Consider the following 23,513-nt stretch of genomic DNA (forward strand, 5'->3'; position numbering starts at 1 on the left):
CCTACGATCCTCGCCGCTCAAACCGGCATCTGCATGATGTCCTGGTACGCCTGCACGAGCTTGTTGCGTACCTGGGTCATCGCCTGGAAAGAAACACTGGCCTTTTGCGAAGCGATCATCACGTCGGTGAGATCGACACCGCTCTGTCCCATCTCGAATGCATTCGCCATGTCGGAAGCGACCTGCTGGGTACCGTTCACCTTGTCCACCGCCTGGCCGAGCATCTGCGAGAAGCTCGGCGCGCCGGTCTCGACCGGCGCGGCCTGCGTCTTCGCCTTGGCCATGGCCTCCATTTGCATGGAGCGCATTTCCAGCAGCAGACGATTGAACTCGATACCCTGACTCATCACTTACCCCTCCGACTGGCCGCGGTTTTTTGACACTGCGCAGCGCTTTGCAGAGGTGTTTGCAACTTGGGTGCCAGGTTTTCCAGACGCTGGAAAAATGCGGAATGGGGCTCTGGGATGGGCGTTTCAGAGACGCGCCAGTACACCAGGGGTGATTGTTTCACCGCCAGCGACAGGCATCAGCCGTTGGAGCGAGCGCACGCTCGCTCGCGCGGTGAACGCGCCAAGAAAAGGCCCGCACGAATGCGGGCCAAGAGGGGGTCTGTCTGCAACTCAACTGGCGTAGAGATAGGCCTCCACGTCCATGCCGGCGTCGCGCATCTGCGCGAGCTTGTAGCGCAGGGTGCGGGGGCTGATGCCCAGCCGCTCGGCGGCTTCCTTGCGACGTCCTCGCTCGCTGCGCAGGGTATCGATGATCATCTGGAACTCGCGGCGCTTGAGGTCTTCGCCCAGTTGCCCGGCTTCCGCAGAGACCTGTGACGGAATTTCGACGCTGGCCGGAACCTGCGGCACGGCCGCCATCGGCACCGCTGCCAGCAGCGGACGCGGCGCCAAGCCGATAGGCGCGCTCAGGCACAGGTCGACAGCCTGCACCTGGCCACCCTGCTGCAGGATCAGCGAACGCTGGATGGCATTGTCCAGTTCGCGCACGTTGCCCGGCCACGGGTGCGCCAGCAACGCGGCGCGAGCGCAATCGGCCAGGGTCACCGGCGCGAGGTTCATCTTGCGCGCGTACTTGGCCATCAGGCGCTCGGCCAGCGGCAGGATGTCGGCGGGACGTTCGCGCAGCGGGCGCCATGCCAGCGGGAAGACCGACAGGCGATAGTAGAGGTCCTCGCGGAAACGGCCCGCGGCCACTTCACCGAGCAGGTCGCGGTTGGTGGTGGCGAGCACGCGGATGTCCAGGCTGATCGGCTTGCGCGCACCGACACGCTCCACTTCACGCTCCTGCAACACACGCAGCAGCTTGGCTTGAAGAGCCAGCGGCATCTCCGAGATTTCGTCGAGCAGGATGGTGCCGCCATCGGCCAACTCGAACTTGCCCGGCTGGGCGGCAATGGCGCCGGTGAACGCGCCCTTCTCGTGGCCGAACAGCGTGGCCTCGAGCATGTTGTCCGGAATCGCCGCGCAGTTGATCGCGACGAAGGGTTTGTCGGCGCGCGGCGACTGCTGATGGATGTACTGCGCCAGGACTTCCTTGCCGGTACCGGACTCGCCGGAGATCAGCACGGTGGAATCACTGCGCGCGACACGAGCAGCCAGCTCCAGCAGTTGCTGGCTGGCCGGCTCCAGCGCCACGGGGCCTTCGCCAACGCTGGCGGATACAGCCCCCAGCGCATGGCGCGCCACCAGCTCCAGCAGCGCGCGGGGCTCGAATGGCTTGACCAGGTAATCGGCAGCGCCCTGGCGCATGGCATCCACGGCGCGATCGACAGCACCGTAGGCGGTCATCAGCAGCACCGGCAGTTGCGGATGGCGCTTGCGGATCAGGCCGAGCAACTGGTGCCCGTCCATGCCCGGCATGTTCACGTCGCTGATCACCAGGCTGAAGGCGTCTTTCTCCAATGCCGGCAGCGCGGCCTCGGCGCAATCGACGGCGACGAAGTCATGTCCACCGAGCGACAGGGTATCGGAGAGGGCTTCACGAAGGGCGCGGTCGTCTTCGACCAGCAGGACTTTGGCGGCCATGGAAATCATTCCTCGTGGACGACGGGTTGAGCCAGGATCAGCGGCAGAATCAGGGTGGCGCAGGTGCCGACACCGGGACGCGAGTGCAGGCGCAGCTCGCCCTGGTGGGCCTTGGCGACGGCTTTCACCACGGCAAGGCCGAGGCCGGTGCCGGTGGTCTTGGTGGTGAAGAAAGGCTCGCCCAGGCGCGCCAGGGTTTCCGCGCTCATGCCCGGGCCGTTGTCGCTGATGGACAGGCGCAGGCTGTTGTCGCGCTGATACAGGTGCACCTTCAGGCGCACGTCGCGGCCGGCGGCCTGGATGGCGTTCTCCACCAGGTTGAGTACAGTGCCGACCAGGGTGTCGCGGTTGCACAGCAGTTCGCCGGCGCGGGCGTCGCACTGCCAGCGAATGTTCAGCCCGGCGACATGGGACTCCGCCGCCGCACGCAGGCTGGCGAACAACTGGCTGGGCGCCAGGCGATCCGGTAGCGGCAGCTCGCCGCGGGCAAACACCAGCATGTCGCGCACCTGGCTTTCCAACTCGTGCAGGCGCTCCTTGATGCGGCCGGCGAAACGCTGTTGCTGCTGGACCGGCAGCTCGCCTTCGCTCAGGTGACCGGCATAGAGCATGGCGGCGGACAGCGGTGTGCGGATCTGGTGGGCCAGCGAGGCGACCATGCGGCCCAGGGCGGACAGGCGCTCGTGACGGGCGAGCTGGTCCTGCAGGCGACGGGTTTCCGTCAGGTCGTTGAGCAGGATGAGCTGGCCGGGTTCGCCGTTCAGCGGGCGGATGGCGATGGACACGCGGCGGCCATCGCGCAGGGAAACTTCGTGGCCGTCGTCGGCACGCGGGGCGAAGCTGCGGGCAATGACTTCACGCCAGAGCATGCCCACCAGCGGTTTGCCAAGCAGCGCGACCGCCACCGGATTGGCATCGCGGACCACGCCCTGGCCGTCGATCATGATGACGCCGCCTGGCAGCACGTCGAGCAGGCTCTGCAGGCGATTGGCCTGACGCTCCTTCTCCGCCAGTTCCTGCATGCGCTGCGCACTGACCAGGGCGAGTTCGCCCTTCAGCTCGGTGACGCGGGCTTCCAGCAGACTGTAGGACTGGCTGAGCTGGCTGGACATCTGGCTGAACAGCTCGAACGTCTGCTCCAGATGGGCACGGCTCTGCTGCTCCACTGGCACCTGCAGCGATTCTGCAGGGAGTTGGGCAGCGCGTTCAGTCTGGCGATTGGTGGCGGGCATCATGCTGGGTTTCCTCATCCGTCCGACGGCGTGAATCTGTCGGTCGGATGAGTCTTAGCAAACCCCGTGCCTAAAATTTACTCGTTATATTTCAATGACTTGAAAAAACGAGTCAGGCGGAGGCGTCAATCCTCCGCCATTTCCTCTTCGCGGCGGCTCATGCCGTACTTGCGCATTTTCTCCACCAGGGTGGTACGGCGGATGCGCAGACGTTCGGCGGCGCGAGCGACGACGCCGCTGGCGTCGTCCAGCGCCTGCTGGATCAGGCCCTGCTCCAGGTTGGCGAGATAATCCTTCAGGTCGATGCCTTCGGCCGGCAGCATGGCCGGCGAGTCGAGACCCGGCAGACCGGCGGTGATCGCCGCACGCTCCTCCAGCTCCTCACGGAGGCTGGTTGCCAGTTGCTCGTCCTCGTCATCGACGTGACGGAATTTCTTCGGCAGCTCGCCCACGCCGATCACGCCATAGGGATGCATGATCGCCAGGCGCTCGACCAGGTTCGCCAGCTCGCGCACGTTGCCTGGCCAGTCGTGGCGGCAGAGCGACATGATGGCGGCGGAGTTGAAGCGGATCGACCCGCGCTTCTCGTGCTCCATGCGCGAGATCAGTTCGTTCATCAGCAACGGGATGTCTTCCACGCGCTCGCGCAGCGGGGCCATCTCGATGGGGAAGACGTTGAGGCGGTAGTACAGGTCTTCGCGGAAGCTGCCGTCCTCGATCATCTTTTCAAGGTTCTTGTGGGTCGCGGCGATAATGCGCACGTCCACGTTCTGCGTCTTGTTGCTGCCCACGCGCTCGAAAGTGCGCTCCTGCAGCACGCGCAGCAACTTGACCTGCATCGGCAACGGCATGTCGCCGATCTCGTCGAGGAACAGGGTGCCGCCGTTGGCCAATTCGAAGCGCCCTGCCCGGCTGGTGATGGCACCGGTGAAGGCGCCCTTCTCGTGGCCGAACAGTTCGCTCTCCAGCAGCTCCGCGGGGATCGCGCCGCAGTTGACCGGCACGAAGGGCGCATCGCGGCGCTTGGAGTGATAGTGCAGGTTGCGCGCAACCACTTCCTTGCCGGTACCGGATTCACCAAGGATCAGGACGCTGGCGTCGGTATCGGCGACCTGCTGCATCATCTGCCGTACCTGCTGGATGGCACGGCTGGTGCCCACCAGGCTGCGGAACAGGTTGGGCTCGCGCTGGCGGCCGCGCTCGCGGGCCTGATCGTACATCTCCCGATAGACCTGGGCACGGTGCAGGGAGTCGAGCAGCTTGTTGTAGCTGGGCGGCATCTCGAGGCTGGCCAGCACGCGACGGCGCAGCTCCTCGGGCCATTCGTTAGGCACCGGCTCACCCATCAGCAGGACGGGCAGGTATTCGTCCCAGGCCGCGAGCTGCTTGAGCAGCTCCAGCGCGCCGCCCTTGCTCTCCACCGCGCCGACCAGCACGCAGAGGACGTCGCGGCTGCCGTTGGGCAGCGGGTCGACGACCTGGCGCCAGTCACGGCTGCTGCAGGACAGCTGGTCTTCGCCCAGGAAGCTGATGATCACCGAGAGGTCCCGGCAACGGTCCTGGTTGTCATCGATCACGAGGATTTTCGTTTCGCGCCACATCTTAGCTTGTCATCCCGGGCTTGAAGGCCGTACTACGGCGGCTGACACGATCTGGCCACAGCACAATTTCCTCGTGCTAGCCAGCATTTGGCCACTAGTTAAGTCAAATTTGTGGCTCGAGTCAAATTTATGGCGTGTTTTTTTTGATGCAGCCCGACGAAGGGTGTTGATCCCCGTCATGGCAATCGAACTGGAGGGTAGTTCGAAGAGGAGGCGGCGGCCACCGGCATCTGACCGAGCACCGCCGAAAGAGAACCGATCCGAATGGATCAGCCAAACATCTGATAAACCTTGGCACCCTGGTGGGAACGATTGACGCGGACGATCTCGGTGGCCACATCCTCGCGCTGACGCGTGACAGCCTGGACCAGTTCGCGGTACAGCGCCAGCAACCCTTCCAGGCTGCGCTTGAGATCGCTGTCGTCATCCATCGGTTCGACCATGGCGGCATCGACGTGCTCGCGGCACTCGAGGTCGAGCCGGGCGACGGCTTCCCAGTCTTCCTGGGCCAGCGCGGCCCCGAGGGCGAGGCGGGTCTGTTCGATCTGCTGGACGGCGAGGGTCATGTTCGGTATCTCCTGGCAGGCCGCTATCACGGAGCGATGGCGTCCCAACCTTCCTTGATGGTGCGCAGCAGGCCGGACACTTCGTCGAGGATTTCGACATCGTTGCTGCGGTTGGCGTCGCCCAGGCGACGACTCATGTAGTCGTACAGGTTGGCATAGTTCTCCGCCACCTCACCACCGGCTTCGAAATTCAGCGCTTCGCGCAGGCCAGCGATGATCGCAGTGGTCTTGGCGATCAGCATGCCCTTCTGGGCGAACTGCTCACGCTCCATCGAACCACGCGCCTGGGCGATGCGGCTCAGGCCGCCTTCCATCAGCATCTGGATCAGACGATGGGGAGAGGCGTCGTGCACCTGCGACTGGTTGTTCACGTTCTGGTACTGGCGCAGTGCTGCCGAAGCGTTCATCTGATTTCCCCTTTGATTCGCTGAACGATCAAATCGTCGATATTCAACGTATCGGCGAGGGTGGGAAAAGCTTTAGGCAAAAATCTGCACGGGCGTACTGCCGGGCAGCCCGCCACAGAGCGGCGGGCTGCTCAGGAATCAACTGTCGGAGCTGCTGGTCTTGTTCAGCGCGTTCAGCGTGGTCAGCACACTGGACTTGGTGGCATTGAGCTGGGCGACCAGGGAGTCCATGGCGTTGTACTTGGCCATGAGCGTGGTGGTCAGCTTGTCCATGCGGTTGGTCAGCGCGGTCTGCTGGGTGGCCAGGTCGCTCAGCGTCTGGTTCAGGTTGCTGGTGCGCTGGTCGAGCAGGCCGTTGCTCTGGGTGTAGCTCGTGAGGCTGCTGCTCATGCGATCGAGCAGGCCGCCCTTGCCCGTGAAGAAGCCTTGCACCGAGGAGAAGTTGTTGGTCAGCGCGGTATCGAGCTTCTTGTCGTCGACCGACAGGGTACCGTCGTTCTGAGTGGAAATGCCCAGCTGGGAGAGCAGCTTGATGGTGCCGCCGCTGGAGGAAGAGCCCACCAGTTCATTGCGCAGGCCACTGAGCAGCGAGCGGGTCATGGCATCGCCGGACAGCGCCGCGGCGCTGGTCGTCGGATTGCCGTCGCTGTCGGTGGTGTTAGTCACCTTGGTCAGTGAGTTGATCGAGGTGATCAGGGCGTTGTACGAGTCGACGAAGGACTGGATCGAGGTTTTCAGACCGTCCTTGTTGGTGTCGACGGTCACCGTCGAGGTACCCGCCGCAGCCAGGGTAAAGGAAACACCACTGATGGCGCTGCTGATGGTGTTGGTCGAGCTGGTCATCTTCAGGCCGTCGATCGTGTAGCTCGCGTCCTTGGCGATCGTATCGATATATCCGCCAGCAGTCGCCGAGGCCTTGGTGCCGTCACCATCGATATTGAGCACGTCCAGGCTGCTGTCACCGCTGGCCTCGACGCTGATGTCACTGCCTGCACCGGTGACGGTGGAGCCCAGGACCAGACGCGGGCCGGTGGCGTCGGTGATGATGTTGGCGGTGATACCGCTGGACTTGAGCTGGGTGTTGATGCTGTCGCGAATGGTCGACAGATCGGACCCGGCGGACACGTTCACCGTATAGGTGCTGTTGCCCTGGGTGATCTTCAGGCTGCCTGCGCCGAAGCTGGCAGACTTGTCGATGTACTGGGTGGCGACCTTGGAACTGGTGGCCAGGTTGTCGACGACAATCTTGTAAGTGCCGGCGGTGGCGCCGGTACCGAGCGTGGCCGTCAGGGTGTCGGTGCTGGACGACTTGACCGCCAGACCGGCGAAGGAGCTGCTGTCATTGAGCTTGTCCAGCGCAGTCTTGAAGGTGGACAGAGCGCTCTTGAGCGTACCGAGCGCCGACAGCTGGGTATTGGCCTTGGTCTGCTGCGTGGTGATCTGGCTTTGTTTCGGCGCCTTCTGCGCGTTCACCAACGAGGTCACGATGGAGTCGATGTCGTATCCCGACCCTACGCCATTGATCGAAGTCCCGGCCATTTGCCTACCCTCCTGTCCAAATTTCTGGCGGTTCTCTGCTTGCCGCCTGCGTCTGGTGACGCCTCATTCAAGAATCGCGCCAGCTCTCTGCAAAACAGAGATCAGGCGCGTTCGCTGAACAGCAGATTACCCGCTTCCTTCAGGCTTTCTGCCAACTTGAGCGCAACTTCCGAAGGAATCTGCCGGATGACTTCGCCGGTATCAGAGGCCACGACCTTTACCACGGTCTCGCCACTGGCGTCGTCCACCGAGAATTCCAGGTTGCGTTGCACCGACTGGGCTTGCTCACGCAGACGGCTGACCGCTTCATCGAGGTTGCGCTTGCCGACCAGGGCCGGCGATTCCTTGGCGCTCTGCGGCAAGCTGTTGCCACCGGCCGGCTTGCCGCCCTGAGCGGTGCTGTCGACCGGACGCGGGGTGTTGATTCCGAGGCTGGTATCCATCAGGTTTTACCCTCCACACGCAAAGCAAGGAAGGGCGCTGGGCGCCCTTCCTTCCGTTTTTTTGCCGTCAGACCCTGTTACTGCAGGAGCTTCAGGACGCCCGAGGGCAGCTGGTTGGCCTGAGCCAGAACCGCGGTGGCGGCCTGTTGCAGGGTTTGCTGCTTGGTCATCTCAGCCGTTTCCGAGGCGAAGTCTACGTCCTGGATGGTGCTGCGTGCAGCGGTGGCGTTCTGCGACACGTTCTGCAGGTTGGAGATGGTGCTGTCCAGACGGTTCTCGACGGCACCCAGAGCGGAACGCTGGGTATCGATCTGCTTCAGTGCGGCGTCGATCACCTGGGTAGCCGACTGGGCGCCCTTGGCAGAGGTGATGTCCAGCTGCTGTACGGTGAAGGACGAGGACACCGTGTTGGTGCTGCTCGCGGTGGTCGCGGTGGCGCCGGTGCCGGCGCTGACGACAATGGTGTTGCCCGAGTGCAGGACGATGCCGGTGCCAGCGCTGTCGGTGGTCGCGGTCACACCACTGACGTTGGTGTTGATGGCACTGATGATGTCCTTGGTGGTCGAGCCCTTGGCGATGTTGACGGTGGTGCCGTCGATGACCATGGTGCCGGCGGTCGCGGTCACGGCGTTGGCCGAGGCCAGCGCGGTGGTCAGGGTGACGTTGACCGAGGCCAGAGCCGAGGAACCTTTCAGGGCAGCAGCGCCCATGTCACCCAGGCTGAAGCTGATGGTTTCGTTGGCGTTGGCGCCGACCTGGAAGGTCAGGGTGCCATTGGTGCCAGCGGAGCCGTCGAGCAGCTTGATGCCGGAGGTGCCGCCACCGAAGGTGGTGGTCTTGGAGATACGGGTCAGTTCAGCGGTCAGCGACTTGAATTCCTGGTTCAGGGAGTTCTGGTCTTCGGAGCTGTTCGAGCCGTTGGCCGACTGCAGGGACAGTTCACGCATACGCTGCAGGATGTTGGTGGATTCCTGCAGGGCGCCTTCGGCGGCCTGGGCGATGGAGTTGGCGTCCTGGGCGTTCTTGACCGCAACATCGAGACCTTTGACCTGGCTGGTCAGACGGTTGGAGATCTGCGAGCCGGCGGCATCGTCCTTGGCGCTGTTGATACGCAGGCCGGTGGACAGACGGGTCATCGAGTTGGACAGGGAGTTGGCCGCTTTGCTGAGGTTCTTCTGAACGGACAGGGAGGCGATGTTGGTGTTAACGGTAAGAGCCATGACGAGATCCTCGTAATTGGGGCTATGTGGCTCCCAGCCCTGGCAACCGCCCGAAGTGGCCTGGAGAACCTTCGTTAGGGTTATCGTCGGGGAGCGGCGGGGCTTTAGTTTTTTTTTGGATTTTTTTTCAAAACCCCTTGCATAAGCGCCATGGCCCTCTTCTTGCAGTCGTTGCGGCATCCGTCAAGGCAACGTCACATCAAGGCAGCAGCCCATGCATTCATCCCAGATCCAGGCCGAGCTCCAGCGCATCGCCCGCGCGCTAGAGGAAGCCGAGCGCGTCAACGATGACGAGCGCAAGATTCCTCTCTATCAGCAGTTGCTCAAGCTGATGCCCGAGCTCGCCCTGGCCCACGCGCACCTGGCTGCCCTCCTGCTCGGACAGAACCGCGACCTGGAAGCCGAGCCGCATGTCGCGCGCGCACTGGAGTCGCCTTTCGACGAACGCATCGACAGCCTCCTGTTCGACGAACTGGCCAAGCGTCCGCGCTTCAACGGCAACCTGGTGAAGGCGCAGCAGTGGTACGAGGCCGAGCCAAACCTCTGGCGCTTCAAGCTGCTGCTTGCCGCGCTCAACCGCATCGAAGCTCACGACGAAGCGGAACGCCTGATCCTGCAGACCCTGGAGCGCCAGTTGCCGCCGGCAGAACAGACCCAGGTGCTGAACCTGCTGGCGCAGCTGTACTACAACACCGGTCGTTTCCATGACAGCATCGCCTGCTGCACCCTCGGACTCGAGCAGGCGCCCGACAGCGTGCCGCTGAACTTCAACTTCGCCGTCGCCCAGGAACAGGTCGCCCGCTACAAGGAAGCCTTCGACGCCTACGCCAAGGTCCTGCGCCTGGACCCGCAGCACGTCGCCACCCACAACAACCTCGCGCTGCTGATGCTGCGCCTGGGTGAATTCGGTCCCGGCTGGCAGCACTACGAATGGCGCTGGGCCGAAGTCCAGAAGGAGCACCAGCAGCATTTCTCCATTCCGCGCTGGCAGGGCGAACCGCTGGAGGGCAAGACGCTACTGGTATGGGCCGAACAGGGCATCGGCGACCACATCATGTTCGCCAGCATGCTCGGCGAGCTGGCCAAGCTGGGCGGCACCGTTCATTACGAGATCTATGAGCGGCTCGACGCACTGCTGCAGCGCAGCTTTCCCCAGGTCCATTTCGTCCGCCGCGAGTTGCAGGGCACTGCGCAGGATGGCGCGCAGGTCATGCACCGGCAAACCTGGCCTCGCAGTGACTACCAGATTCCCATGGGTAGTCTGCCGGCGCTGTTGCGCCCGAACCTGGAGAGCTTCCCGCGCGAACCGCACTATCTGTCGGCGGACCCTGCGGTAGTCGAAGAAATTCGCGCCGACTACCGCCGGCGCTTCCCTGGCAAGCGCCTGATCGGCGTGTCCTGGCGCGGCGGCACCAGCGTGTCCAACGAGAAACAGAGCCGGCGCATTCCCATCGCCGATCTCGGCGTGCTGGCTGCGCTGCCCGACGTGCAACTGATCAACCTGCAGTACGGGGACACCCGTGCCGAGCGCGAGGAAGCGCTTGCCAACGGCTTCGAAATCTACAACGACGACAGCGTCAACCCGCTGCACGACATGGACCGCCAGGCCGCGCAGCTCTGCGCCCTGGAAGCGGTGGTGAGCATCGACAACACCACGGTCCACCTGGCGGGTGCGCTGGGCGTTCCAACCTATATGCTGCTGCAACTGAACCCGAACTGGCGCTGGGGCCTGCAGGAAGGCCCCAGCTACTGGTACCCGAGCGTGCAGCGCGTGCGCAACCCGGTACTCAATGAATGGCGGGCTACCCTGACCCGCGTCGCCGAGCAGCTGCAAGGCGGCACAGCCCACTGAATCGAAGGCAGGAAATTACCATGAAGTGTTGCGTCATCATGCCGGTCGGCCCTGGCCACCAGGAACTCGCCGGCCGCGCCAAGGACTCCGTGGCCCGCGCCGTGGCCAATGGCCTGGGGGCCTTCGACGAAGTGCAGGTGCTGGAAATGGACGACAGCCAGGGCACGCTGGGACGCTCCCATGCGCGCAACCTGGCCGTGCAGGAAGCCGGTGAGCGGGGTATCGAGTGGCTGTTCTTCCTCGATGCCGACGACCTGATGTGCCCCGGCGCCTTCGTCGACGTCGCGCCCCTGCTGGAGAGCCACGACGCCATCTGGGGCGCCATCTACGTTGCCGACCTGCAGGCCGGCCAGGCATTGCGCCGCGAAGGCCAGATCAGCCCGATCGACAACCTGGAGCAGGTGCTGCTCAACGATCCCTACCTGACCCTGCAGATGGGCCACTTCGTCCGCCAGGACGTGGCGGCAGCCGCCCCCTTCGATACCGCCATGGATACTGGCGAGGACTTCGATTACTACCTGCGCCTGTGGAAGGAGCAGCGTTGCGTGAAGATCGACACGCCGCTGTTCCTCAATGTCCGCGGTCAGCACTCCAGCGGCCCGCGGTCAGCCCATGGCGGCGACTGGCGCCAGGCGATCAACAGGGTGTTCTCGGCATTCTGCCGGGACAACGAAGTGGTGGCATCCATTCCCTATGGCGAGACCACGCTGGCACTGCGCCTGAGCAACACCCTCGATCCGCTGCAGGCGCTGCTGGCCAGCGAACGCCTTCACGATCTGGATGAGCTGGAAGAAGTGCTGCGCCACCTGCCAGGCGAGGCCAGCGTAGTGGAGGTCGGCGGACATATCGGCAGTTACGCACTGGTGCTGGCCCTGATCGGCAGAGCAGCCAGGCTCGACAGCTTCGAAGCAGAGCCGGAACTGGCGGAATACCTCGACCACAACCTGCGCCTCAATGGACTCGACGCCGAGCACTTCCGCGCTCATTGCATCGCCATCGGCGCCGGGCGTCACAATCCGGACGAGAACGAAGCGTTGTTCGGCCGCATGGAACTCAAGGATTACATCCAGCCCGCCGGTACGGCGCTCGACAGCCTGCTGCCAGGCGAACGTTGCGAGCTGCTGCGGATCGATCGACGCGGTTACGAACTGGCGGTGCTGCGCGGCGCGCGGCAGCTGATCGCGGCCAACCGCCCGCTGATCCTGGTACGGGCCCTGAACGAGAACCGCCCTGCCCTGCTCGACTGGGCGCAACGCAACGCTTATCGCGTGGTGCGCAGCTTCGAGTACAACCTCAGCACCAACTACCTGCTGGCCGCCGAGGCCTGATGCCCCGGCGCGCGGTGGCCCCGGAAGGGGTCACTGCGCGCGGCGGTAGACATGGACAGTCAGGCGCACATCGCGCCCGACATTGAAGGCCGGCACGTCGTAGCGCTGATACACGGCCTTGCCGTAGCGCTCCAGCTCGAAGCCCTGGCGCAGCATGGCGCCGACATAGGCTTCCGGATCGCGGTTGAAGATCGGCGGGTTGCCGTCGCGACGCCAGCGCTCGTCCATCACTTCGGCAATCACCACGCGTTCGGCCGCTGTGCAGATGGGCGCCAGGAAACGCGCCAGCTCACCGTCGGGAATGTGGCAGGCCACGGTATAGATCAATGCGGTACCGGTGCGCGGCAGTTCAGCGCCGGGCTCGATGCATTCGAAGCGGTAGTCCGGATGATTGCTGCGCGCCGCCGCTACTGCCGAGACGTTGACGTCCACGCCCAGGTAATGCTCCGGAGCGAAGGCTCGGCACAGCCGGCCGTAGCCGCAACCTACTTCAAGCACACCGTCGCGCTCGTCAATGACTTGACCGAGCATTGCCCGCACATCAAAACCTTCGGGAAATTCGCCTCCCACTTCCGGGATGACGTGGCTCAGGCCCTCTTCGTTCCAGAACGCGGCCAGCTCTTCCAGTGTCGCCACTCTCGTTACTCCCTCAAAACGCTTAAAGTTTGTTGAACAGGCTCAGCTGGCTGATCCGCGCGAACGCCGCCTGGGCGGCTTCGAGCATGGTCTGCTGCAGCACCAACTGCGAGGTCGCCGCGGCCATGTCGGTGTCGCGGATCGACGATTGCGTGGTGGTGTTGGTCAGCGCCAGGCTCTGGTTTTCCTGGGTGAGCACATCGATCGTATTGAGTCGCGCACCGATGGACGACTGGGCCGACAAGACCTGGTTGCTGGCGTTGTCGAGGTTCGTCACCGCTGTCGCCACCATGTTGCGGATGTTCAACTGGGCCTGTGGATCGCCCGTGGCAGAGGTATCCAGTGCCTTGCGCAGATCACCGATGGTATTGAGGATGTTCTGCCGCTCCGGCGAGCTGGCGGTGACGCTGAACTGATCGCCGGCAGCCGGCGCCGCGCTGATGCTCATGTCCACCCCGGCCACGGTCACGGTCTGCGGGAAGGTCGCGCCCAGCGTGCCGGTGGACAGCGGCGTCGCGCCCTGGCTGGTGGGCAGTGCATAGACTTCGTAGGCGGTGGCGCTGGTGAACTTGAGCTGCACGCCGTTGCTGGGGAACTGCGTGGTGTAGTTGGTGCTGTTGCTCACCGTCGCGGAGGTGATCTGTGCCGTCGACGTGTTGGTGGCGCTGCGTTTGACCGAAAGGCTGTCGGTCGCCGCACCGAAGCTGAAGCTGTACCCGCCCACCAGGCTGTCCATGGTGGTGGCGTCGTCGGTCTTCTGCAGCGAGATGTCGAGCTGGAACTGCGCGCCCCGGAAGTTGATGGCGTTGCTGTCGGTGGAGGTCGCGTCATAGGTGCCATTGGTGGTGGCGTCACTGGTGACGTCGTTGCCGTCCTTGTCGAGGATCTGGTACTGCGTGCCGCTGAGCACTTTCAGCGTGTAGGGCGCACCGTCGCGGAAGCTGGCGTTGTAGCTGCTGTCGCTGGTCACCGTGCCCTGGGACAGGAAGGCACGCTGCACGCCATCAGCGTTGGGATTGCTGGTCAGCGAGCTGGTGGTGCGGCTGGCGTTGGCCGCCATCTCGAAAATGCTCCAGCCGTTGTCGTTGGTCGACATCGTCAGGTTGTCGGAGATCTGCAGCTTGAGCGTGCTCTGGTCGCCCTGGTAGCTGAAGCTGCCGTCGGCGTTCTGCACGAAGGGCTGCACGGTGCTCTTGCTACCGGAGAACAGGTAGTTGCCGCTGGCGTCCTTGCTGTTCATCAGCGTCAGCAGCTGGTTCTGGATCTCACCCAGCTCATCGCTGATGGCGCCGCGGTCCTCGTCGGTCATCGAGCCGTCGCCGGCGCGCAGCGTCAGTTCGCGAGCGCGCTGCAGGGCGGTGGTGATGGAGTCGAGGACGCTCTGTTCCTGGTTCAGGCTGTTGGTCGCGGACGTCATGTTGCCGCTGTACTGGGTCAACAGTGCCTGTTGCTGTTCCAGCTGCAGCAGGCGCGCGGCGCCGACGGGGTCGTCGGCCGGCGTCTGGATGCGCGTGCCGCTGGAAATCTGTTCCTGCAACTTGGCCAGGCTGGCGTAGCCACGGTTGTAGTTGTCGATGTTCGAGTTGAAGATCTGCGGGGTGGAAATTCGCACTACCATCTCGGCCTCCTCAGATGTTGTTGATCAGAGTGTCGAAGAGCGTCTGCGCGGTCTTGATGATCTGCGCGGAGGCCGTGTAGTACTGCTGGAACTTCACCAGGTTGGCCGCTTCTTCGTCGAGGTTCACCGCCGACAGCGAGTCGCGGCTGCTTTGCGCGTTGGTCAGCACCGCGCCAGTGGCGGTGGCGTCGAGCTTGGCCTGGTTGGCCGTGGCCCCCACGGTCTCGGTCAGGCTGCTGTAGGCGCCGGTCAGGCTCATGCCGCTGCCACTGCCCGTGCCGCTGCCGACGGTCTTGGCGGTCTGCAGGTCGATGAGCTTCTGCGCGTTGGTGTTGTCGGCATCGCCATTGCTGTTGAAGGCCACGCCGAAACTGTCGCCCTGCCCCGGATAGCCGGCGATGGTGGTCTGGAAGCTGAACGACGGCGAGCCCGGCACGGTGATGCTGATGTCGTTGCTCTGGCCCGGCACGATATTGCCGGTGCCCAGCGAATTGCCCGCCGAATCGTAGATGGTATAGCCCTGCGTGCCGCCGCTGGCGGCATCGAAGACCAGCTTCACCGGCAGGCCAGCCTTGATCGAGGCAGCCAGCGCGGTGCCGTTGCTGGCATCCAGCTTGCTCGTCAGGATGGTGCCGCTGATGGTGCCGCTGCCGGTGTTGCCGGTCGTGGTGCTGGCGACCACGGGCGAAGCGAAGGCCAGGCGGTTGGAGTCGGTCATGGTGACCGAGATGTCCGATGCTGCGGTCCGGGTCGGGATCACCGTGAAGCGGTCGCCCGCCTGAACCGTGCCGACGCTCTGCTGGCTGATGCTGAAGCCGTCGAATTCCTTGGGCGGATTGTCGGTCAGGTCACCGCTGCCCAACACCGTGCCATCGGAGGAGCGCTTGATGGTGTAGCCGGTGGCGGAAGTGAAGGTCACCTCGTAGTCACTGGTGGTCAGCGCGCTGCTGTCAGTGATGTTGACGTTGAGGTTGCCGGTGCCGGTGTTGTGGGTGTTGGCCAGGCTGCGGTTGCCGACGACGCTGGCGTCGTTGATGTCCTTGAACAGCTGCGCGCCGAAGTTGCCGTTCAGGTCCAGCCCCTGGGCAAGCTGGCTGTTGAAGGTGTCGGCAAGCACGATGGCCATGCGGCCCAATTCGTTCTGAGTGGTATCCAGCACGTCGCTGCGGTAGCGCAGGAGGCCGCCCATCTGGCCACCGGTAACCACCGAGGTGACGTCCATGGTCGAGCTGCCCGAGCTCAGGCTCAGGCTGAACTGCGACGGGTTGTTGGCGCTTGGGCCTGCGGTCAGGGTCGAGGCATTGGCGCCGACCACCAGCGGCTGGCCGGAACCCAGGTAGAGGTTCAGGCTGCTGCCCTGCTTGACCACGCTGACGCCAATCATGTCGGAAAGCTGCAGCACCGCCTGGTCGCGCTTGTCCTGCAGGTCGTTGGCGCTGGCGCCACCGGCCTCGGCCGCAATGATTGCCTGGTTGTACTTGGCGATGGTCTTGGCCAGGTCGGTGACCTGCCCGGCCAGGCTGTCCATCTGGGTGTTGACGTAGCTGTTCTGGGTGCCCAGCTGGGTGGAGATCGAGTTGAAGCGCTGCGCCAGGTTATTGGCCTGGGTCAGCACCAACTGGCGCGAGGCGGCATCGGTCGGCGTCGCGGCGGCGGTCTGCAGCGAGGCGAAGAAGTTCTGCATCACCTTGGACAGCCCCGTCGTGCTGTCGGACAGCAGCGAATCGATCTGGTTGACCTGCGCCAGGTAGGTCTGCGCATCGCTGTCCACCGAGGTGGCACCACGCAGCTGGTTCGCCAGGAACTCGCTGTACATCCGGCGGACGTCCTGCACCGTGGTACCGGTACCGACGTAGTACTGCCCCGCGAACTGCTCGGCGGAGGTCACCTGCGACGTGGACTGGCGGGTATAGCCGGCCGTGTTGACGTTGGTGATGTTGTTGCCGGTGGTGCTCAACGCCGTTTGCGAGGCGTTGAGGCCGGACAGTCCGATGGATAAGAGGCTCATGGTCTTTCCTTAGAGCAGTCCATTGTTCAAGGGCTTCACAGGGTGCGAGTCGGGGCGTCGGTCATCGCGACGGTCTGGTAGACCTGCATCTGCTTGGCGATCTGGTTCACCTTGCGCGCGTACTGCGGATCGGTGGCGTAGCCGGCGCGCTGCAGTTCCTTCATGAACTGGTCGGGGCGCGAGGCGGAATCCAGCGCGCCCTGGTAGCGGTCGTTGCTCTGCAGGAAGCTGACGTAGTCCTGGAAGCTCTGCTCGAAGGAGTTGTAGGCGCGGAACGACGCCACTTCCTTGACCTGCTTGCCCTTCTCGAATTCGGTGGTGGTGGCGCGGGCGGAGTCGCCCTTCCAGCTCGAGCCGGTCTTGATGCCGAACAGGTTGTGGCTGCTGCTGCCATCACGCTGGGCGATCATCTTCTTGCCCCAGCCGGTTTCCAGCGCGGCCTGGGCGACCAGGTAGCGTGGGTCGACGCCGATGCGCTTGGCCGCGCGTTCGGCCATGGGCAGCATGGTGCTGATGAAGTCGTCGGCAGACGCGAACATCGACTTGCCCGGCTTGGTGGAGATCGCCGAGGTGTCGATATCGGTCACCGGCACGGTGGTGTCGATCTGCTGGGTATAGGCCCGGCTGCCGCGCCAGTCGTTGCTGGCCAGCTGCGCCGGCTGATTGGCGCTGGAGGCGACGGCGTTGCCATTGTCGCTGGCCGGCACCAGGCCAGCGGCGATGCGCTGGGCAAGCTTGCCCGGCAGTGCGAGGCGCCGCGCGTTCAGCGCCTGGCGGTCGTCACGGCCGGCTTCGGGTTGCGGCAAGGCCTTGCCGTTGGAGGCAAAGACGCTCGGGGTCTTCTGCCGGTCGGACGCCGAAGCGACGGCTGCGGCGCTCTGCGTGCCATCGGCGACGGTTTGCGCGCCAGCCTGGGCGAACGGATTGTTGCCGGTGTGGCGCACGCCCTGCATCTTTTCCATCTGCTTGACCAGCACGTCGGCCAGGCCGATACCGTGGCCCTGGGTGGCCAGGGAAACGGACAGCTGGTGGTCGTACATGTCCTGGTACTGCTTGGCCGCCTCGCTGTTCATCGGGTTGTCCTTGGCGAACACCTCGTTGGCCGAGCGCATGGATTTCAGCATCTCGTTCATGAACAGCGATTCGAATTCCTGGGCGACCTTGCGGATGTTGCCCGCGCTGTCGCGGCCCGAGCCGGTCTTCAGCGCCGACAGGCGATTGAGGTCGGTGTAGGACCCGGAGTCGGTATTCGAAGTGCTGGAAGAAAGCAGTCGGGCGTCCACGTCGGCGTCCTCAGATCACAATCAGGTCGGCTTGCAGCGCGCCGGCCTGTTTCAGGGCTTCGAGGATCGCCATCAGGTCGCCGGGCGCAGCGCCCACCTGGTTAACGGCGCGTACGATTTCATCCAGCGTGGTGCCGGGGCCGAACTTGAACATCGGCTTGGCTTCCTGGTTGGCGCTCACATTGGAGCGCGGCACCACGGCGGTCTGGCCGTTGGAGAACGGACCAGGCTGGCTGACGATGGGGTCTTCGGTGATGGTCACGGTCAGGCTGCCGTGGGTCACGGCGGCCGGCGACACGCGCACGTTCTGGCCGATCACGATGGTGCCGGTGCGCGAGTTGATGATGACCTTGGCCACGGCCTCGCCAGCCTGCACGTCGAGGTTCTCCAGCACGGACATGTAGTCCACGCGCTGGTTCGGGTCGAGCGGCGCGCTGACGCGAACCGAGCCACCGTCCACGGCCTGGGCGACGCCCGGGCCGAGCAGCTCGTTGATGCGGTCGACGATGTGCTTGGCGGTGGTGAAGTCGGGGCGATTGAGGTTCAGGGTCAGGGTATTGCCCTGGTCGAAGCCGCTCGGCACCGCGCGTTCGACAGTGGCGCCAGCCGGAATGCGGCCGGCCGACGGCACGTTGACGGTGATCTTGGAGCCGTCGCGGCCTTCAGCGTCGAAACCGCCGACCACCAGGTTGCCCTGGGCCACGGCATAGGTCTGGCCATCGATACCCTTGAGCTGGGTCATCAGCAGGCTACCGCCGCGCAGGCTCTTGGCGTTGCCGATGGAGGACACGGTGATGTCGATGGCCTGGCCCGGCTTGGCGAACGGCGGCAGATCGGCATGGATGGACACCGCCGCGACGTTCTTGAGCTGCACGTTGCCCGAGCCCGCCGGCACCTTGATGCCGAACTGCGCCAGCATGTTGTTGAAGGTCTGCAGGGTGAACGGCGTCTGGGTGGTCTGGTCACCCGTGCCGTTGAGGCCGACCACCAGGCCGTAGCCGATCAGCTGGTTGTTACGCACACCCTGAATGGTGGCGATGTCCTTCAGCCGTTCGGCATGGGCGACCGGCACCACCAGCACGGCGCAGAGCACGGCCAGGACGCAGGAGCGGAGCTTGTCCGCGATCGCCACCCACGCATTGCCAGAGAAGATCATGCTCATCACCCTCAGAACGGGAACAGCGGGCTGAGGAAGAAGCGATCGAACCAGCCCGGCTGGCTCGCATCGGCGAACGAACCGGTGCCCGAGTAGGTGATGCGTGCATCGGCCACACGGGTGGAAGCGACGGTGTTGTCAGTGGCGATGTCGTCGGCGCGGATCAGGCCGGCGATGCGCACCAGCTCGTTGCCGGTGTTCAGGGTCATCCATTTCTCGCCGCGCACGGCGAGGATGCCGTTGGGCATGACATCGGCCACAGTGACGGTGATCGAACCGGTCAGGCTGTTGCTCTGCCCGGCCTGGCTGTCGCCCTTGCTCTCGCGGTCGCCGGCATACTCGGCGCTCAGGCTCAGGTCGCCGCTGCCCACCGGGTTGTTGGTGGTCAGGCTGCTACCGAACATCGAGGTCAGCCCCAGCTTGTTCTTGCTGTTCTTGGAGATGTCCGAGCTGGCTTTCTTGCTGGCCTGGGTCTTCTCGTTGAGGGTGATGGTGATGATGTCACCCACGCGGAAGGCCTTGCGGTCGCCATAGAGGTTGTTCTCGAACCCAGCCTGGTAGATCGACCCATTGTTCTGCGCTGCCGGCGAAGGCGTACGCGGCAACACCGGCGCGTAATAGGGGTCATCCGGTTTCGGCGGAGGGCTCACGCACCCTGCCAACGCGGCGATGGCCAGCAGCGGAAGGAGGTGGGAACGGTTCATCTACAGCTACCTCTCGGGGAGAGCGACTACGGGATCACAAGTGGCCCAAGGGCCGGTTGTTACAGGTTCTGGGTGACGAAGGAGAGCATCTGGTCCGCCGTCGAGATCACCTTGGAGTTCATCTCGTAGGCGCGCTGGGTGGTGATCATGTTCACCATCTCTTCCACCACGCTGACGTTGGAGTTTTCCAGGGTGTTCTGCAGCACGGTGCCCAGGCCGTTCAGGCCAGGGGTGCCAACCTGGGGCGCGCCGCTGGCGGCGGTTTCCAGGAACAGGTTGTTGCCGGTGGCCTGCAGGCCGGCCGGGTTGATGAAGTCGGCGGTCTGGACGTTGCCGATGATCTGCGGCGTGGCATTGCCGGCCACGGTGACCGAGACGGTGCCGTCGTTGCCGACGGTGAAGGTCTGGGTTTCCGCCGGGACGACGATGGCCGGCTCCAGGGCGTTGCCATTGGAGGTGACGATCTGGCCGTCGGAGTTCAGGTGGAAGCTGCCGTCGCGGGTATAGGCGACGGTGCCGTCCGGGGTCAGCACCTGGAAGAAGCCACGACCGTTGACCGCCATGTCGAGCGGGTTGTCGGTGGTCTGCAGGCTGCCGGCGGTGAAGTTCTTCTGGGTGCCGACGATGCGCACACCGGTACCCAGTTGCAGACCCGAAGGCAGCTGGGTGTCCTGGGTCGAGTTGGCGCCAGGCTGACGCTTGATCTGGTAAAGCAGGTCCTGGAACTCCGCGCGGTCGCGCTTGAAGCCCGTGGTGGACACGTTCGCCAGGTTGTTCGAAATGGTGGTCAGGTTCATGTCCTGGGCGGACAGACCGGTCTTGCTGACCCAAAGTGCCGGAAGCATGTCGTTCTCCTCGGGCGCCGGTTTCGTGGCGCCTCGAACGGTTAATCAGGTTCTAATCAGCTGAACTGCAAAACACGCGCCATCGCCTGGGAATCATCCTCGGCGGTTTTCATCATCTTCACGTGCAGCTCGAACTGGCGAGACAGCGCCAGGATCGAGGTCATTTCGTCGACAGCGTTGACGTTGCTGGCTTCCAGCACGCCGGACTGCACGCTGGCATTGGCATCGACCTGCGGTGCGGGCTGGCCGGACTTCATGCGGATCAGGCCATCGCTGCCCTTCTCCAGCTGTTTGGGATCAGGGGTCACGAGCTTGATACGGTCGACGGTGGCCAACGCGTTGGGGTTGTTGCCCTGGCCACGGACGGTGATGGTGCCGTCCTCGCCGATGTCGATCTTCTCTTCCGGAGGTATGGCGATCGGCCCGCCATTGCCCATTACCGGCATGCCGTCGCCGGTGCGCAGCTGGCCGAGGGCGTCGATTTCCAGGCTGCCGGTGCGGACGTAGGCTTCACCGCCGTCTGGAGCCTGGACGGCAATCCAGGCGTCGCCCTTGGCGGCGACGTCGAGATCACGACCGGTTTCCTGCAGGGCGCCAGCGGTGAAGTCGGTGGCCGGGCGTTCGCTCATGGCAAAGACGCGCGCCGGAAAGCTGTCACCAAAGACCGGCATGGCGCGCGCTTGCTCGAAGTCGCGACGGAAACCGGTCGTGGAGATGTTCGCCAGGTTGTTGGCGTGAGCCTGCATGGCTTTGGTGTTCTGGCTCGCGCCGCTCATGGCGACATACAGCATTCTGTCCAAGGCATTCCTCCAGTGCCGGGTCGGATTCCCGGCGGTGCTGGAGTGACCTCAGCAAGGGCTGTGCCAGAACACGAAAAATCAGCTCAAGACGTTGAAATAACAGGGAATATGAAAAAGCAAAGGCTCCCGAAGGAGCCTTGAGGGCCGTCAGGCGGCGAAGGACTGCCGCCTGCGGCAAGGGGACGTTGCCGTCATCAACGCAGGTTGATGATGGTATCGGAGATGGTGCTTTCAGTCTGGACGGTCTTGGCGTTCGCCTGGTAGTTGCGCTGCGCCACGATCAGGTTCACCAGCTGTGCGGTGAGGTCGACGTTGGAGTCTTCCAGGGTGCCCGAGCCGATCGCACCGAGGGTGCCCGAGGTCGGGGTGCCGATCACCGCCTGGCCGGAGGCCAACGATTCCTTCCAGCCGGTGTTGCCCACCGGAGTCAGGCCCTGGGTGTTGGCGAAGTTGGCGAGCACCACCTGACCGATCACCTTGGACTGGCCGTTGGTGTAGGTGGCGTACATCTGGCCATCCTGGGAGAACGACAGCCCGGACATCTGGCCGGTGGCGTAGCCATCCTGGGTCACCGCGGTAACGGCGAACGAGCCATTGGTCTGGGTGGTCTTGGTCAGGTCGATGCTGATGCCGCCAGTCGCCCCCGCCGCGCCGTTGGCACCCCAGGTCACCGGACTGGTGGTGGAATCGGTGACGGCCGCCGGGGTCCAGCCGGTCAGGGTCATGGTCTTGTCAGCGTTGACCGTCATGCCGGTGGAGGTAATGCCCGTCAGCTGGCCGGCGCTGTTGAAGGTCAGGTCGCTGCTCAGCGGCGTGGTGCTGGTCGGGGTCTGCGGATTACGGCCATCCACCAGGGTGTACATGCTCCAGTTGTTGCTGGCGTCCTTGACGAAGTAGTTCGTCATGGTGTGCGAGTTGCCCTGGGAGTCATAGATGTCCACGGAGGTCGACCAGTTGTAGCTGTCCGAGTCGGCCGCATCGAACGGCGTAGTGGTCGGCGTGGTGGCATTGGAGTTCAGGCTCAGGGTCGAGCTGATCTTCGAGGTTGGGCTCGGCGGCTGGTTCGCGGTGTCGACCTTCAGGTCGGTGATCACGCCGTTGACGATCGAACCGTTGGCATTGACGCCATAACCCTGCAGGCGGTTGCCGGCACCGTCGACGATGTAGCCGCTGGAGTCGGTGTTGAAGGTGCCGTTGCGGGTGTAGACGCGAGCGCCGTTGTCGCTGGTCATGAAGAAGCCGTTGCCACTGATCGCCAGGTCCAGGCTGCGACCGGTGGTGCTCAGGTTGCCCTGGGTGAACTGCTGGGAGACGGCCTGGGTGACCACGCCGTTACCCACGGCGATGCGGCCGGTGCCGAGCATCGAGGAGGCGTAGAGGTCGGCGAACTCGGTACGCGACGATTTGAAGCCGGTGGTGCCGACGTTGGCAATGTTGTTGCCGGTGACGTTCAGGTCCATCGACGCGGCGTTGAGTCCACTCAGGGCGGTATTGAAAGACATGTGTTGCTCCTGTGCCGAAACGCGGCGTTATTTTCCGATGGTCTGAATGCTGGAAGCGGAAACGGCGCCGATACCAGCCAGGTTCAGGGTCATTTCCCCGCCGTTCTGGCCCAGCGTGACGCTGTTGACCGTGGCAGGCAGGTACGTGGTCAGGGCAGTGCTGGTGCCGTCCAGGGTCGCGGAGGCCTTGACGGTGTAGGTACCGGCGCCCACCAGCTCGCCACTGTCGTCCTTGCCATCCCAGGTGAAGTCGATGTTGCCGGCCTTCTGGCTGCCCATGTCGACGGTACGCACCAGATCACCGGAGTCGTCGTAGATCTTCAGGGTCACGCCATCGCCTTTGGACGGCATCACCAGGGAACCCTTGACGCCGGCGGACGGGTCGTCGACCTGCACCTTGCTGGAGTTGACGATCACCGAGCGGCCGACCAGCGAGGAGGCCTGCAGGGCCTGCGAGGACTGGAACGAGGAATAGAAGGTGCCGAGAGTGGTATCCAGGTTCTGCATGCTCTCCAGGCTGCTGAACTGCGCCAGTTGAGATACGAACTCGGTGTTGTCCTGCGGATCCAGCGGGTTCTGGTTGTTCAGCTGGGTCACCAGCAGCTGCAGGAAGGAGTCCTTGCCCAGCGCACTCGTGCCGGTCTCGGTGGTGGTCGACGAGCTCTTCTGTCCCGAGTTGAGGGACGAGAGGATCGAACTCGTGGTGCTGTTATCGGTATTGATGCTCATGGGGCGTC

The 23,513-nt window shown here is 64.1% G+C and carries 21 protein-coding genes; 2 read left to right on the forward strand and 19 right to left on the reverse strand.

The window, feature by feature from the left end; translation table 11 throughout:
- Nucleotides 1-17: 17 nt before the first annotated feature.
- The 9 genes from fliE to AC1ZV1_RS21560 all read right to left on the reverse strand — a co-directional run bounded on the left by fliE (nt 18) and on the right by AC1ZV1_RS21560 (nt 9,044).
- On the reverse strand, nt 18-347 hold the full coding sequence (gene fliE, locus AC1ZV1_RS21520; RefSeq protein WP_484293530.1) for a flagellar hook-basal body complex protein FliE: 330 nt from the start codon (nt 345-347) through the stop codon (nt 18-20).
- Between the two features lie 273 nt (nt 348-620).
- A complete protein-coding gene (gene fleR, locus AC1ZV1_RS21525; RefSeq protein WP_484293531.1) occupies nt 621-2,036 on the reverse strand; it encodes a sigma-54-dependent response regulator transcription factor FleR in 1,416 nt (471 codons plus the stop codon).
- Between the two features lie 5 nt (nt 2,037-2,041).
- Nucleotides 2,042-3,271: a sensor histidine kinase gene (locus AC1ZV1_RS21530; RefSeq protein ID WP_484293532.1), complete on the reverse strand. Its 1,230-nt coding sequence runs from the start codon at nt 3,269-3,271 to the stop codon at nt 2,042-2,044.
- 122 nt (nt 3,272-3,393) lie between these two features.
- On the reverse strand, nt 3,394-4,869 hold the full coding sequence (locus AC1ZV1_RS21535; protein WP_484293533.1) for a sigma-54 dependent transcriptional regulator: 1,476 nt from the start codon (nt 4,867-4,869) through the stop codon (nt 3,394-3,396).
- Between the two features lie 269 nt (nt 4,870-5,138).
- Nucleotides 5,139-5,435, reverse strand: coding sequence for a flagellar protein FliT (gene fliT, locus AC1ZV1_RS21540; protein ID WP_484293534.1), 297 nt, complete (start codon nt 5,433-5,435; stop codon nt 5,139-5,141).
- A gap of 26 nt (nt 5,436-5,461) precedes the next feature.
- Nucleotides 5,462-5,842 carry a flagellar export chaperone FliS gene (gene fliS, locus AC1ZV1_RS21545; RefSeq protein WP_484293535.1) on the reverse strand — a complete coding sequence of 127 codons (381 nt, stop codon included), beginning with the start codon at nt 5,840-5,842 and terminating at the stop codon, nt 5,462-5,464.
- Nucleotides 5,843-5,980: 138 nt separating this feature from the next.
- A complete protein-coding gene (gene fliD, locus AC1ZV1_RS21550; RefSeq protein WP_484293536.1) occupies nt 5,981-7,381 on the reverse strand; it encodes a flagellar filament capping protein FliD in 1,401 nt (466 codons plus the stop codon).
- A gap of 101 nt (nt 7,382-7,482) precedes the next feature.
- Nucleotides 7,483-7,824, reverse strand: a complete 342-nt coding sequence (locus AC1ZV1_RS21555) for a flagellar protein FlaG (RefSeq protein WP_484293537.1) — start codon at nt 7,822-7,824, stop codon at nt 7,483-7,485.
- A 77-nt stretch (nt 7,825-7,901) separates the two neighbouring features.
- The gene (locus AC1ZV1_RS21560; protein ID WP_484293538.1) at nt 7,902-9,044 is read right to left on the reverse strand and encodes a flagellin N-terminal helical domain-containing protein; all 1,143 of its coding nucleotides are present in this window, start codon (nt 9,042-9,044) and stop codon (nt 7,902-7,904) included.
- Nucleotides 9,045-9,258: 214 nt separating this feature from the next.
- Here AC1ZV1_RS21560 and AC1ZV1_RS21565 point away from each other — a divergent pair, with 214 nt between their 5' ends.
- Nucleotides 9,259-10,896, forward strand: a complete 1,638-nt coding sequence (locus tag AC1ZV1_RS21565; RefSeq protein WP_484293539.1) for a tetratricopeptide repeat protein — start codon at nt 9,259-9,261, stop codon at nt 10,894-10,896.
- A 20-nt stretch (nt 10,897-10,916) separates the two neighbouring features.
- Nucleotides 10,917-12,224 carry an FkbM family methyltransferase gene (locus AC1ZV1_RS21570; RefSeq protein WP_484293540.1) on the forward strand — a complete coding sequence of 436 codons (1,308 nt, stop codon included), beginning with the start codon at nt 10,917-10,919 and terminating at the stop codon, nt 12,222-12,224.
- A 30-nt stretch (nt 12,225-12,254) separates the two neighbouring features.
- Here AC1ZV1_RS21570 and AC1ZV1_RS21575 read toward each other — a convergent pair whose 3' ends face one another.
- The 10 genes from AC1ZV1_RS21575 to flgD all read right to left on the reverse strand — a co-directional run bounded on the left by AC1ZV1_RS21575 (nt 12,255) and on the right by flgD (nt 23,505).
- A complete protein-coding gene (locus tag AC1ZV1_RS21575; RefSeq protein ID WP_484293541.1) occupies nt 12,255-12,860 on the reverse strand; it encodes a class I SAM-dependent methyltransferase in 606 nt (201 codons plus the stop codon).
- A 22-nt stretch (nt 12,861-12,882) separates the two neighbouring features.
- Nucleotides 12,883-14,478: a flagellar hook-associated protein 3 gene (locus AC1ZV1_RS21580; RefSeq protein ID WP_484293542.1), complete on the reverse strand. Its 1,596-nt coding sequence runs from the start codon at nt 14,476-14,478 to the stop codon at nt 12,883-12,885.
- Between the two features lie 10 nt (nt 14,479-14,488).
- On the reverse strand, nt 14,489-16,486 hold the full coding sequence (flgK, locus tag AC1ZV1_RS21585) for a flagellar hook-associated protein FlgK (RefSeq protein ID WP_484293543.1): 1,998 nt from the start codon (nt 16,484-16,486) through the stop codon (nt 14,489-14,491).
- A gap of 35 nt (nt 16,487-16,521) precedes the next feature.
- Complete coding sequence (gene flgJ / locus AC1ZV1_RS21590; protein ID WP_484293544.1) at nt 16,522-17,769, reverse strand: flagellar assembly peptidoglycan hydrolase FlgJ; 1,248 nt, start codon at nt 17,767-17,769, stop codon at nt 16,522-16,524.
- A gap of 10 nt (nt 17,770-17,779) precedes the next feature.
- Nucleotides 17,780-18,925, reverse strand: coding sequence for a flagellar basal body P-ring protein FlgI (locus AC1ZV1_RS21595; RefSeq protein WP_484293545.1), 1,146 nt, complete (start codon nt 18,923-18,925; stop codon nt 17,780-17,782).
- A gap of 11 nt (nt 18,926-18,936) precedes the next feature.
- Nucleotides 18,937-19,629, reverse strand: coding sequence for a flagellar basal body L-ring protein FlgH (flgH, locus tag AC1ZV1_RS21600; protein WP_484293546.1), 693 nt, complete (start codon nt 19,627-19,629; stop codon nt 18,937-18,939).
- 59 nt (nt 19,630-19,688) lie between these two features.
- Complete coding sequence (gene flgG / locus AC1ZV1_RS21605) at nt 19,689-20,474, reverse strand: flagellar basal-body rod protein FlgG (protein WP_484293547.1); 786 nt, start codon at nt 20,472-20,474, stop codon at nt 19,689-19,691.
- A gap of 56 nt (nt 20,475-20,530) precedes the next feature.
- Complete coding sequence (gene flgF / locus AC1ZV1_RS21610; protein WP_484293548.1) at nt 20,531-21,274, reverse strand: flagellar basal-body rod protein FlgF; 744 nt, start codon at nt 21,272-21,274, stop codon at nt 20,531-20,533.
- Nucleotides 21,275-21,468: 194 nt separating this feature from the next.
- Entirely contained in the window at nt 21,469-22,776 is a 1,308-nt protein-coding gene (flgE, locus tag AC1ZV1_RS21615) for a flagellar hook protein FlgE (RefSeq protein WP_484293549.1), read from the reverse strand.
- Between the two features lie 27 nt (nt 22,777-22,803).
- On the reverse strand, nt 22,804-23,505 hold the full coding sequence (gene flgD / locus AC1ZV1_RS21620) for a flagellar hook assembly protein FlgD (protein WP_484293550.1): 702 nt from the start codon (nt 23,503-23,505) through the stop codon (nt 22,804-22,806).
- Nucleotides 23,506-23,513 lie beyond the last annotated feature (8 nt).

It is taken from the genome of Pseudomonas sp. BB438 (assembly GCF_057180225.1).